This window comes from Tamlana sp. 2_MG-2023 (assembly GCF_030548465.1).
In the GTDB taxonomy this organism is placed as follows: Bacteria; Bacteroidota; Bacteroidia; order Flavobacteriales; family Flavobacteriaceae; genus Pseudotamlana.
The window spans coordinates 300,737-314,037 of the sequence record NZ_JAUOSF010000005.1; the positions used below are offsets into that span (position 1 = coordinate 300,737).

The 13,301-nt window shown below is 34.3% G+C and carries 15 protein-coding genes; all 15 read left to right on the forward strand.

Annotation, left to right across the window (positions count from 1 at the left end):
• Positions 1-95: 95 nt before the first annotated feature.
• Complete coding sequence (azu, locus tag Q4566_RS10770) at positions 96-596, forward strand: azurin (protein ID WP_303421010.1); 501 nt, start codon at positions 96-98, stop codon at positions 594-596.
• A gap of 520 nt (positions 597-1,116) precedes the next feature.
• Positions 1,117-1,701, forward strand: a complete 585-nt coding sequence (locus Q4566_RS10775) for a hypothetical protein (protein WP_303421012.1) — start codon at positions 1,117-1,119, stop codon at positions 1,699-1,701.
• A 31-nt stretch (positions 1,702-1,732) separates the two neighbouring features.
• A complete protein-coding gene (locus tag Q4566_RS10780; protein ID WP_303421014.1) occupies positions 1,733-2,911 on the forward strand; it encodes an argininosuccinate synthase in 1,179 nt (392 codons plus the stop codon).
• Positions 2,911-3,888, forward strand: coding sequence for an N-acetyl-gamma-glutamyl-phosphate reductase (argC, locus tag Q4566_RS10785; RefSeq protein WP_303421016.1), 978 nt, complete (start codon positions 2,911-2,913; stop codon positions 3,886-3,888). Before Q4566_RS10780 ends, argC begins: the two co-directional genes overlap by 1 nt.
• Before the next feature lie 194 nt (positions 3,889-4,082).
• Positions 4,083-5,249 (forward strand): aspartate aminotransferase family protein, encoded by a 1,167-nt coding sequence (locus tag Q4566_RS10790; protein WP_303421018.1) that lies wholly within the window; start codon positions 4,083-4,085, stop codon positions 5,247-5,249.
• Between the two features lie 11 nt (positions 5,250-5,260).
• Positions 5,261-6,457: a glutamate-5-semialdehyde dehydrogenase gene (locus Q4566_RS10795; RefSeq protein WP_303421020.1), complete on the forward strand. Its 1,197-nt coding sequence runs from the start codon at positions 5,261-5,263 to the stop codon at positions 6,455-6,457.
• Between the two features lie 64 nt (positions 6,458-6,521).
• Complete coding sequence (gene proB, locus Q4566_RS10800; RefSeq protein WP_303421022.1) at positions 6,522-7,283, forward strand: glutamate 5-kinase; 762 nt, start codon at positions 6,522-6,524, stop codon at positions 7,281-7,283.
• Between the two features lie 7 nt (positions 7,284-7,290).
• Positions 7,291-8,229, forward strand: coding sequence for an N-acetylornithine carbamoyltransferase (locus Q4566_RS10805; RefSeq protein ID WP_303421023.1), 939 nt, complete (start codon positions 7,291-7,293; stop codon positions 8,227-8,229).
• A complete protein-coding gene (gene argB, locus Q4566_RS10810) occupies positions 8,222-9,004 on the forward strand; it encodes an acetylglutamate kinase (protein ID WP_303421025.1) in 783 nt (260 codons plus the stop codon). The genes Q4566_RS10805 and argB overlap by 8 nt, the downstream gene beginning before the upstream one ends.
• Complete coding sequence (locus Q4566_RS10815) at positions 9,001-10,071, forward strand: M20 family metallo-hydrolase (RefSeq protein WP_303421027.1); 1,071 nt, start codon at positions 9,001-9,003, stop codon at positions 10,069-10,071. Before argB ends, Q4566_RS10815 begins: the two co-directional genes overlap by 4 nt.
• Positions 10,072-10,228: 157 nt before the next feature.
• On the forward strand, positions 10,229-11,503 hold the full coding sequence (gene argH, locus Q4566_RS10820; RefSeq protein WP_303421029.1) for an argininosuccinate lyase: 1,275 nt from the start codon (positions 10,229-10,231) through the stop codon (positions 11,501-11,503).
• Positions 11,504-11,520: 17 nt separating this feature from the next.
• Positions 11,521-11,796, forward strand: coding sequence for a hypothetical protein (locus Q4566_RS10825; protein WP_303421030.1), 276 nt, complete (start codon positions 11,521-11,523; stop codon positions 11,794-11,796).
• Positions 11,797-11,810: 14 nt separating this feature from the next.
• Positions 11,811-12,014: an N-acetyltransferase gene (locus Q4566_RS10830; protein ID WP_303421032.1), complete on the forward strand. Its 204-nt coding sequence runs from the start codon at positions 11,811-11,813 to the stop codon at positions 12,012-12,014.
• Positions 12,015-12,079: 65 nt separating this feature from the next.
• Positions 12,080-12,589, forward strand: a complete 510-nt coding sequence (locus Q4566_RS10835; RefSeq protein WP_303421034.1) for a DUF3124 domain-containing protein — start codon at positions 12,080-12,082, stop codon at positions 12,587-12,589.
• Between the two features lie 65 nt (positions 12,590-12,654).
• Positions 12,655-13,293 (forward strand): hypothetical protein, encoded by a 639-nt coding sequence (locus Q4566_RS10840; RefSeq protein WP_303421036.1) that lies wholly within the window; start codon positions 12,655-12,657, stop codon positions 13,291-13,293.
• Positions 13,294-13,301 lie beyond the last annotated feature (8 nt).

Here is a 13,301-nt window from a genome sequence, read left to right on the forward strand (position 1 = left end):
ATGTCTTAGCTTAATAGGGTATGAAATATATGAATAGAGCTAAATTAATTTACTCATCTTCAGTAAATTTGTAGTAAATCAAATGCAAATCACACATGAAAAATTTCAAATATCTCTTAGGTATCCTTGTCTTAAGTATTTTAATAAGTTGCGGAAACCAAGAAAAAAAGGCATCAAAAAGTGCTTTTGAAACGCAAAGCGAAACAAGTACTCAAGATACTTCCGTAAAGGTGATTGAAATCACAGCGAATGATGCTATGCAATTCAATACAAGTAAAATTGAAGTTCAAGCTGGGGATAAAGTGAAAATTGTCTTAAAGCACGTTGGTAAAATGCCTAAAAATGTGATGGGACACAATTTTGTACTACTTAAAAAAGGAGTCGATTTGGTGAAATTTGGTAATAAGGCGGCTACGGAAAAAGATTCAGAATACATTCCTGATGATGGTGATGACGTTATTGCACATACCAAATTAATTGGAGGAGGTGAGACCGCTGCGGTTGAGTTTAATGCCCCAGAATCAGGTTCTTATGACTTTCTTTGTAGTTTTCCTGGACATTTTGCTATTATGAAAGGTAAGTTTGTAGTAAAATAGAGTGTTTTTCTTGCGTTTTCAGTGGTAATTCATAATTGATCATTTAATGTTTTTTGGTATAAATTGAAGGATTAATATTTTGTGACTTATAATATAGAGATATTAATAATTTTTTAAAATTAAAATTAAGAAAGTGCCTTGATTCCTTTATTATGTTTTAATTTTACATTTATGAAAACATTAAAATATATACGTTGTTCTACACCCGGTTTGTCTGCGCGCAATCGCCGCAGCTTCTAATTTTCGATTAGTAAACCCATAACGTAGTTTTAATTTTTTTCATAGTGTCCAAAAATATTTTCATAGCATTTCAAAATAAAGTTAATTTAGTAACAATTAACCATCATTCTGTGCGTCGTAATTTTTCTCGTCGCCCGTAAGGGTGTATTTCGTTTATTGAACTAGGTGAGTCCAGTTCAGCTATTAAAAAAAAAAGAAAAGAAAATAAGGATGACAGATAAGTTAATAAGAATATCTAATGTCAGTTTAGTCATTGTGAGCTTGGTAGGTTTTACAGAAAATGTCCACAGAAATTAAAATGAATACAGAATTAGAAATGGGAATTGATAGTATAATAGAGGAAGCCGAAGATTTTTGCGAAAAAGAAGGCTTAGAAATAGAACTGGTTTATAAGCTCTCTCTTAAATCATTAACGCTAATCTCAGAAAGATCAAAAGAACTCCCTACGTTATATTATGTAAGTATTGAAATGCTTAAAAAGCGTGTTGAGAATGGTTGCTTTATTTTAAGAAAAGCAGGCGTTATTTACGGACACATTTTTGTGCATGAGCATAAGGTTCATGAGCATTTTGTATATGAGCGGTCCTCATTATGGGTAGATAACATTTATAGAAGTTGGAATCTTGGTTTGTTATTGATGGCCAAAATAACCGAATTCTATAGTGATACCTTTCTTATTTCAATTGCCCAAACTACTAAAGTGCATTATTACAACGAATTATTAGGGATGACACATATCACCCTGTCTCAAATGTCTAGAGTTTTGGTTGAAGAACTTGAAAAGTTAGGAAAATTACGAGATGAATTAAATTTCAGGTATTATGTTAATCCGTGTTTTGAAGCTGAAATTAGAGAATTAAAATAAAGTAGAAAATAAGTTATATAAATATAGTAAAATGAAAAAATTAGTAATAGCATACAGTGGTGGATTAGATACGTCATACTGTGCAGTAAGTTTATCAAAGGAGTACGATGTTCATGCGGTAAGTGTAAACACAGGCGGTTTTACTAAAGAAGAAATTACACATATAGAAAGTAATGCCTATAAAATGGGGGTTACAACTTATAAAAATATTGATGCGGTAGCCACTTTTTATCAGAAAGTAGTGAAGTATTTAATTTATGGAAATGTATTAAAAAATAGTACATACCCACTTTCTGTAAGTGCAGAACGTATTATTCAAGCGATTGAAATCGTAGAATACGCAAAAAGCATCGGTGCAGAATATATTGCTCATGGAAGTACCGGAGCAGGAAATGATCAAGTGCGTTTCGATATGATTTTCCAAACATTGGCTCCTGGTATTAAAATAATCACGCCAATTAGAGATGAAAAATTAACAAGACAAGAAGAAATTGATTATTTAAAATCTGAAGGTATCGATATGCCTTGGGAAAAATCAAAATACTCGGTAAATAAAGGACTTTGGGGAACCAGTGTTGGAGGTGTTGAAACCTTAGAATCTCAAAAACCATTACCAAGTGAAGCTTATCCATCTCAATTAGAAAAAGAAGGGGAAGAAAAAGTAGTGCTAACATTTAAAAAGGGTGAGTTAACAGCTTTAAATGGTGAAGCAAATGCACCTCAAATAAATATTGAAAAGCTTAATGATATCGCTTCTAAATATGCTATTGGTAGAGATATTCATGTTGGTGATACGATTGTTGGAACTAAAGGTCGTGTTGGTTTTGAAGCTGCTGCAGCTTTAATAACTGTAAAAGCACATCATTTATTAGAGAAGCACACCTTAACAAAATGGCAATTACAACATAAAGAATATTTATCTAGTTTTTATGGCATGCATTTACATGAAGGGCAGTATTTAGATCCTGTAATGAGAGATATGGAAGCATTTTTACAGAGTTCTCAAAAAATGGTTTCCGGTGATGTAACGGTGTCTTTAAAACCATATCACTTTTCATTAGATGGTATTGTTTCTAGTCATGATTTAATGTCTAGTAAGTTTAGTACTTACGGTGAAGAAAACAAAGCATGGACTGCAGATGACGCTAAAGGGTTTATCAAAATCTTAGGTAATCAGAATAAAATTTATCAACAAGTAAATTCAAAATAATGATTCAAGTTGGAATAATTGGAGGCGCAGGTTATACAGCCGGGGAATTGATAAGATTACTTATCAACCATCCAGAAGCTCAAATTGATTTTGTGTTTAGTACAAGTAACGCAGGGAATCAAATAAGCAAAGTGCATCAAGATTTAGTAGGATCGTTAGATTTGAAATTTACCGATACCGTGAATCCTAATGTTGATGTGTTGTTTTTATGTTTAGGTCACGGAAATTCTGTAAAGTTTTTAGAAGCTAATACCTTTTCGGAAAACACAAAAATCATTGATTTAGGAAACGATTTCAGATTAGAAGCTGATAAAGTCTTTAAAGGAAAAACTTTTGTTTACGGTTTGCCTGAATTAAATAGAGAAGCGACTAAAACAGCAAATTATATTGCAAATCCGGGTTGTTTTGCAACAGCCATTCAGTTAGCTATTTTGCCTTTGGCTGAAGCAAATTTATTAAATCAGGATGTGCATGTTAATGCCGTAACAGGTGCAACAGGAGCAGGAACGTCTTTATCTGCAACAACACATTACACGTGGCGTGATAATAATTTTTCTTATTACAAACCGTTTACGCATCAGCATTTAGGAGAGATTAACCAGTCGGTTAAACAATTACAAAATGGTTTTTCTTCGGAAATCCTTTTTATGCCTAACCGCGGGAATTTCTCAAGGGGTATTTTTGCAACGGTTTACACCGATTACGAAGGTTCTGTTGAAGATGCTAAAGCATTATACAACGCATTTTATAAAGATGCTGAATTCACCTTTGTTTCAGATGATTTTTTACATTTAAAACAAGTGGTGAATACCAACAAATGTTTAATTCATTTGCATAAGCACAACGGAAAACTTTTAATTACAAGTATTATAGATAACCTATTAAAGGGAGCTTCTGGGCAAGCAGTTCAGAACATGAACTTAATGTTTGGTTTAGAAGAAACTTCAGGTTTAGGTTTAAAAGCGACATACTTTTAAGATAATTTTAAAACATGAAATAATCATTTTAGATAATGTTAACATTACGAAAGACAGGCTTTTAGCAATAAAAGCATCTAAAATGATTATTTTTGCACAACAACTAAAAAAAACGGGAGTTTTAGCACAATTCCTATCAAAAGTGATTAACGCCTCTTTTGAAAAAATAACCAACTAATAATAAATTAATAATTATGCCATTATTTAACGTTTACCCGCTTTATGATGTAACACCAGTTTCAGGAAAAGGTGTTTATGTTTATGATGAGAAAGGTACAGAGTATTTAGATCTTTACGGTGGTCATGCCGTGATATCTATTGGGCACGCACACCCAAAATACGTAGAGGCTATTTCGAATCAAGTGGCAGAACTTGGATTTTACTCAAACGCCATTCAAAATCCGTTACAAGTGAAATTAGCCGATAAACTAGAGGTGCTTTCAGGTTGTAAAGATTATGAATTGTTTTTTTGTAATTCAGGAGCTGAAGCTAACGAGAATGCTTTAAAATTAGCATCCTTTAAAACAGGGAAATCTAGAGTCGTAGCGTTTAAAAATGGTTTTCACGGACGTACATCGGCAGCTGTTGCAGCCACCGATAACCCAAGTATTATTGCGCCAATAAACGCACAACAGGAAGTCACTATTCTAGAATTGAACGACATTTCAGGGGTTCAAGCTGAATTAGAAAAAGGTGATGTTTGTGCCGTTATTGTAGAATTTATTCAAGGTGTAGGAGGTCTTGATCAAGGAACTGCTGAGTTTTTTGAAAAAGTCGATAAGCTTTGTAAAGCAAACAATACGTTTTTTATTGCCGATGAAGTGCAATCGGGGTACGGACGTTCAGGTAAGTTTTTTGCATTTCAACATTATAACGTAACGCCAGACGTTATATCGATGGCAAAAGGCATGGGGAATGGCTTTCCGATTGGGGGCATTTTAATTCACCCAAACATAGAAGCTAAATTTGGTATGTTAGGTACCACGTTTGGTGGTAATCACCTCGCATGTGCAGCAGGTTTATCGGTTTTAGAGGTTATTGAAGACCAAAAGCTGATAAATAATGTGAACGTGATGTCTGAGTATTTTATAAAAATTGCTAAAACCATTCCGCATATTAAAAATATAAAAGGAAAAGGTTTAATGCTCGGATTAGAATTTGACTTTGAAGTTGGCGACTTAAGAAAACGCTTAATTTACGACAATCATATTTTTACTGGTGGTGCTTCAAATAAAAAATTACTAAGAATATTACCTCCGTTAACCGTTAGAAAGGAACATATCAATATGTTTTTTGAAGCACTAATAGAAGCGTTACCAGAGGTTGAGGCTGCAGAAGAACTGCAGACACAAAACATTTAAAAAAAAATACAATGAACACATTATTAACTATAGAAACTAGAAATGCGGTATTGCTGAAAATGGCTGTGCTATTAGAAGAGGAACGAGAAACTATAATTAATATCAATAAAGAAGATTTAGACGCTTATAAAGGTGACGATAAATCTATGTACGATCGTTTAAAAGTAGACGATTCAAAAGTAGATGAAATGATTAAATCTGTTACCCATTTGGCATCTCAAGAAGATCCTGTTGGTGTAGAGCGTTTTTCGTTTAAGCATGATAATGGTATGCAGGTTTACAACAAAACGGCATCTTTTGGAACGGTTTTAATTATTTATGAATCACGTCCAGATGTCACCGTTGAAGCTGCAGGAATTGCGTTTAAATCAGGAAATAAAATTTTACTTAAAGGTGGTAAAGAATCTTTAAGATCAAACTTGAAAATTGTTGAATTATGGCATGCTGCCCTAGAAGCAAACGGCGCTTCTACGGATTGGGTAGAGTATTTACAATTCAACAGAGAAGAAACACAAGCCTTTTTAGAAAACCCTACGCAACAAGTAGATTTAATGGTGCCTAGAGGTGGAGAGCGTTTAATTGCATTCGTTAAGAAACACGCTAATTGTCCAGTGATTATTAGTGGTCGTGGAAATAATTTCGTGTATGTACACCCAGAGGCAGATTTAGATATCGCTATGGAAGTCATTATTAACGCCAAAACGGCAAAAATTTCTGCTTGTAACGCGCTTGATAAAGTTTTAATAGACAAAAATCTTCCGAATAAAGAAGCTTTTATAAAACGCTTAATTTCAAAATTAAAAGAATTTGATGTTGAAATTTTAGGTGATGCAGAAACGTCTAAATACGATGAAATTACACAGTTTGAATCAGACGATATCTGGTATGAAGAGTTTCTAGATTATAAAATTGTTATTGGTGAAATCGATTCAACTGAAGCGACTGTAGCTATGATAAATAAATATTCTGGAGGCCATTCATCTTGTATCATTACAACCAATGAAGCTGAAGCAAAATTTTTCATGGAAAATGCAGATACAGCAGCCGTTTATCATAATGCTTCAACACGTTTTACCGATGGTAGTCAATTAGGTTTAGGTGGTGAGTTAGCGATTAGTACAGATAAATTACACCAACGTGGACCTATTGGTTTACAACATTTAGTAACAAACAAATGGTATGTTCATGGAAATGGACAAATTAGATAAATATTAAGCGCGTACTTGTTAATAACAATAAGTGATTATTAAAAGTTAGCGAGCTTTTCAATAAATGAAGAAAAAACGCATTTTATTAAAAGTAGGGTCTAATACACTTACCAAAGAAACCGATAATATTTCTAGAGGTAAAATTGAAGATATTGCCAGTCAAATAGCACAACTTCAAGATCGCTACGAGTTTATTATTGTAAGCTCTGGTGCCATTGCCGTGGCTAAACAGTTTGTGAAGTTGGAAAGTCAGCGTGAAGAACTGTTTGTAAAACAGGCCTTGGCATCTATTGGACAACCACATTTAATACGTATTTATCAAGAAATTTTCAGAGAATACGGCTTGTTGAGTTCACAATGTTTGTTATCCTATTCAGACTTTGAAAAACAGGAAAGCAAAACAAACATTGTGAACACCATCAATGTTTTGGTAAACAACAACTACATTCCTATCATCAATGAAAATGATACCGTAGCCACCGATGAAATTAAATTTGGTGACAATGATAAATTAGGCGCTTTAACCGCATCGCTTTTAGGAGTCGATTTATTTATTATCGCAACCAACACAAACGGCATCTATACAAAAGCTTCTTTTGAAATCAACAAACCAGAAACGATTGCTGAAGTCCTAGATTTTGATGCCTTAAAAAACGAAGTAGTAAATTCCAAGTCTTCGCATGGTAGTGGTGGTATGGCTTCCAAAATTGAAGCTGCCGCCTTAGCTAAACATGCCAATATTGAAACTTGGATTGTAAACGGACTCGAAGACCATTTCATCATAAATGCCATGGATAATAAAGTACCGTTTACTAAAATAAAATAATGTTCAGATGAAAAATTATACATCCATAAACGATATCGACAACATCGACACGTGGATTTCCGAAGCTAAAGCCTTAAAAGAAAACCCTTTAAAACATAAGTCTCTAGGACAAGATAAAACCTTAGGTTTATTGTTCTTTAATTCTAGTTTGCGTACCCGTTTAAGCACGCAAAAGGCGGCTTTAAACCTGGGTATGAATCCTATTGTTATGAATGTTTCAGGCGATGCCTGGGGTATCGAGTTTGGCGATGGTACGGTTATGAATGGTAATACGGCCGAGCATATTAAAGAAGCTGCAGCCGTAGTATCTCAATACTGTGATATTATTGCAGTGAGAGCCTTTCCTACTTTAACAGATAAAGAAAAAGATGAAAGCGAACAGGTTTTGAAATCTTTTGTAGAATTTGCTTCTGTACCTGTTGTGAATATGGAAAGTGCCACAGGACACCCGTTGCAAGGGTTGACCGATGCTTTAACCATTTCAGAACATGCTAAAACAGCAAAACCTAAAGTGGTTTTAAGTTGGGCACCACATGTAAAAGCGTTGCCACATGCTGTTGGAAATAGTTTTGTTCAAGCCATGCAGAAAATGGATGTCGATTTTGTTATTACAAATCCAGAAGGTTATAATTTAAGTTCAGAAATAACGAAAGACACCCCAATTATGCACAATCAAGAGGAAGCGCTTAAAGACGCCGATTTTGTATATGTGAAAAACTGGAGTTCTTATGATGATTACGGGAAAATACTAAATACAGATCCAAGCTGGATGATAACCAAAGAAAAGTTAGGAGCTGCTAAATTCATGCACTGTTTACCTGTAAGACGTAATGTTATTGTGGAGGACGCTGTTCTAGATAGCGATAGTTCTTTAGTGATTCAGCAAGCGAATAATAGAACTTATGCAGCGCAATTGGTGCTTAAAAAAATACTAGAGAATGGCTAAAGAGAAATTATCAGTAGTAAAAATTGGCGGAAACGTTATTGAAGATAAAGATGCTTTAGAGTCTTTTTTAAAACATTTTTCTGAATTAGAAGGCAAGAAAATATTAGTGCATGGCGGCGGAAAACGTGCGACACATATCGCTTCAAAATTAGGGATTGAATCTAATATGATTAATGGCAGACGTGTTACCGATGCTGAAACTTTAGAGGTCATTACCATGGTTTATGGCGGACTTGTAAATAAAAATATTGTGGCGCAGTTACAAGGTTTAAATACCGATGCCATTGGCTTAACAGGTGCCGATATTAATAGTATTGCTTCAAAAAAACGTCCAGTAAAGGAGATTGATTACGGTTTTGTAGGTGATGTTAAAAAGGTGAATCATAGTAGTATTGATAAATTAATTCAAGCGGATTTTGTGCCTGTTTTTTGTGCCATAACGCATGATGGAAACGGACAATTATTCAATACGAATGCCGATACAGTAGCTTCAGAATTGGCCATTGGCCTTTCAAACTTGTATAAAGTAGAATTGGTATACTGTTTTGAGAAAAACGGCGTGCTTATGGAGGTTGATGACGATAATTCGGTGATTGATTACATGGATTCTGGAACTTACGAAATCTTAAAACACAAAGGTGTTTTTCACGATGGGATGCTTCCAAAATTAGAAAACTGTTATCACGCGATTGGTGAAGGTGTTTCCCGTGTTTTTATTGGGAACCCTAGCATTATAAGTAATAAAGATCAAAAATTTACGACCTTATTTTTATGATAGAACAGTTAACAAACGATGCCATAGCTTTATTAAAAAAGCTTATTGAAACGCAGTCTTTTTCTTCCGAGGAAGACCATACGGCAGCGCATATCGAAGGCTGGTTTACAAAATATAATATAGAATACACACGTACAAAAAACAACATTTGGGCGCTTAACAAGCATTTTGATGCCAGCAAACCAACGTTGTTATTGAACTCGCATCACGATACGGTAAAACCAAATTCGGCTTACACCAAAGATCCTTTTAAAGCGATTGTTGAAGATGGTAAATTATACGGCTTAGGAAGTAACGATGCCGGAGGTTGTTTGGTGTCACTTATGGCAACATTTGTGCATTTCTATAACCGAGAAGATTTAAAATACAATATAGTTATTGTCGCTTCCGCGGAAGAAGAGAGCAGCGGTCCAAACGGATTAAACAGCATGCTGCCTATCATCCCGAAAGTTGATGTCGCGATTGTTGGCGAACCTACTTTAATGAATCTTGCTGTTGCCGAAAAAGGCTTAGTGGTTTTTGATGCCGTTATTGAAGGGACTCCAAGTCACGCGGCGCATCCAAACGATAATAATGCCATTTATAATACTATTGAAGCTTTGCAATGGTTTAAAGATTTGAAGTTCGATAAAGGTTCTGAAGCTTTAGGTGATGTAAAATTAACGGTGACTCAAATTAAGGCAGGATCACAGCATAATGTGGTTCCTGGTCACGTAGATTTGGTTATTGATGTGCGCGTTAACGATGCGTATACCAATGCTGAAATTGCACAAATATTACAAGATAATGCCCCTGTAACGCGTATTACACCGCGTAGCTTACGTTTAAATTCGTCTTCAATTCCAATGGATCATGAATTGGTGAAAGAAGGTCTAGCCATGGGAAGAACCAGTTATGGTTCACCTACATTATCCGATCAAGCGGTTTTAACCTGTAAGTCATTAAAATTAGGGCCAGGCGATAGTACACGCTCACATTCGGCAGATGAATTCATTTACATCAACGAAATAGAAGAAGGTATTAAAATATATATTGAATTGTTAAACCGTGCACTAATTCCTGTGTAGACAGGAATCTTTTGGTTGAGAATATTAATTATTTTTTGTTGAATTATTTAAAAATTTAACAAATCTACGACTATAAAAGGGATTCCTGCTTTCGTAGGAATAACAAAAAATATTAATTAAAAAATGAAGGTAGAGATTTCTGCCTTCGCAGAAATTTATGAAACTCTGGGACAAAGGCATATCCATCGATAAAAAAATCGAACAATTTACAGTAGGAAACGATAGAGAAATAGATATTCATATCGCAAAGTATGATGTTATAGCATCACGTGCCCACGCGATCATGCTTCAAAAAATTGGTATTCTTTCTGAAATTGAATTAGAAAAATTACTTTCCGGACTTCAGGTTTTGGCTAACCAGATTGAAGATGGAACTTTTGTTATTGATGCGCAATTTGAAGACGTACATTCTAAAATAGAGTTTGAATTAACGAAGGCTTTAGGTGATGTTGGTAAAAAAATACACACCGCACGTTCTAGAAATGACCAAGTTTTAGTAGCGCTTCATTTATATTTTAAAGAAGAATTATCGGCTGTAAAAGAAAAAACCAAAACACTTTTTGATACACTTTTAAATCAGGCTGAAACTTATAAAGATAAAGTACTTCCTGGTTATACGCATCTGCAAGTTGCCATGCCATCATCTTTCGGTTTATGGTTTTCTGCTTACGCGGAACTCATGATTGATGATGTGTTTTTACTAGATGCAGCCATTAAAACAGTAGATCAAAATCCTTTAGGTTCAGCAGCTGGTTATGGAAGTTCATTTCCAATCGACAGAGATGTGACAACTAAAGAAATGGATTTTGCAACCATGAAATACAATGTGGTTGCAGCGCAAATGGGGCGTGGTAAAAACGAACGTACTATTGCAGCAGCTTTAGGAAGTCTAGCCAATACCATGGCGCGTTTTGCTATGGATACTTGCTTGTATATGAGTCAGAATTTCGGATTTATTTCATTTCCAGATGAATTAACTACGGGAAGCAGCATCATGCCACACAAGAAGAACCCAGATGTTTTTGAGTTAATTCGTGGTAAGTGTAATAAAATTCAAGCTTTACAAAGTGAAATGATTTTAATAACCAATAATTTGCCAAGTGGTTACCACCGCGATTTTCAGTTGTTAAAAGAAAATATGATTGCTGCTTTCGAAGAAATAAAAGACATTCTAGATATTTTCAATTATTCTATTCAGCAAATAATAGTGAAGGATATTGATATCAACGATGATAAATACAAATATTTATTCACTGTTGATAACATCAATACTTTAGTGGTAGAAGGACAAACGTTTAGGGAGGCTTATCAAAAAATTGGCGGACAAGTGCAAGACGGTACTTATGTTCCAGATACTTCTAAAAAACATACCCATGCTGGAAGTATTCATAATTTATGCTTAGATAAAATTCGTGATAAGTTTCCTAGCTAGGTTAAATATTAGCGCTTATGAATATCGAATTCATACCAATAAAACCGCATGAGAAGCACCTGGTACTCAAACTTTTCAAGGAAGCTGCTGAAAGGATTTCTAAGAAGCATATTGATCATTGGCAATACTGGAAAAATCCGCCACAAGAAAAAGTAAAATGGGTTGAAGAAGGTATTGGTAATAATGAGTTTTTCTTCATCAAAAATCTTGAAAGCGATTGCGTTGGAATGGTTCGTGTTCTAGAAGAAGATTTGCTCTATTGGGGTAAGCAAGATGAAAAAGCCAAACTTTAGTTGTAGTTGAACAATTGGAAGGACAAGGTATTGGTAAAATAATCTTGCAAGACATTGAAAAGGAGGCCAAAGTAGCCGGTTTTTCACGCCTAAGATTGGATGCCGATTCTAAAAATCCTAAGCTTTGTGGTTATTATGAAAATCAGGGGTTTAGGCAATTAGGAACAAAGCGATTATCAATTTCTACGTATAATTTGTACGAAAAGAAGATTAATTAGAATACCTTAAAGCTAACGCTTCACATCATGTCGATAAGTTCTATCACTTTTGTTACCTTTGGTTTATGAAGCAAAATCTACTAATCATAGGATTAATTTTTAGTTTAGTGGCCTGTAATGAGGAAAAGCAGATAAGCTCTTTGCATCCTGAAAATTGGTCGAAACGAACGATTGATATCAGCCAGAAGGACAGTCTTCAATCTGGTCAATCTTATCTGTCTATTTATTCTCAGATTTATAGTTTATCGGAAAATAAGACCCACAATTTAACCGCTATGGTTAGCTTAAGAAATACAAGTACAGAAGATACTGTTTATGTTGAGAACGCTAATTATTACGATACTCATGGTAAATTGGTGAGAACATATTTTGATAAAACCATTTTCTTAGCACCACTTGAAACAGCTGAAATCATAATCGATGAGGTTGATATTTCTGGAGGTACGGGTTCAAATTTTATTTTTGACTGGAAGGTCCCTCAAGACTGTTCAGAACCCCTATTTGATGGCGTTATGAATTCGACCGTCGGGCAGCAAGGTTTGTCGTTTACAACGCAAGCTGTACGTATTAAGTAATTTATGACGATAATAGAAAACATTATTAATTGAGTTTTTAGGAAAATTAAATATCAGTTTTAGTAATGAAAAATAATATATTTAAAAATTCGTTAATAGTCTTTTTATTAGTAAATTCTTGTGTTTTTTCTCAAGATATAATTATTACAAAAAATAGAGATTCTATACTTTCAGAAGTTAAAGAAATTAGATTGAATGAAATATCGTTTCATAAGGCTAATAATCCAGATGGTCCACTATATATATTGCCAAAAAGTGAAATTTTTGAAATTATATTCAAAAATGGAACAAGTGAGAAATACACGTCAGATCATAATAAATCAACTCTAACTAAAGAGCAAACTAAAGATTTTCTCAAAGAAAATATTGATAAATATTGTTATGACCGATCGGGTAAATTTCAAATTATCATTGAATTCGAAGGTGATTATATGAGGTTTTACCGAAGGGCAAAAAATACTGACGATGTACCACGAAAGCGTGAGCTATATAATTTTTCTAAATCGTGTATATTTCATAAATTATCTAAACGTAATCAAGGAATATCATATATTAATGCAGAGATTCCTAAGTTTATGGATAATTCAAAGGGTGGGGCTTGGAAGAATTCCTTTAAACTAGTTCTTAGAGTAAATAGTCATGAAAATGGAGAGAAGATTTTAGACGCCATGAAACATTATCATAGTTTGCTTACTCAGAATTAATAGAGTTG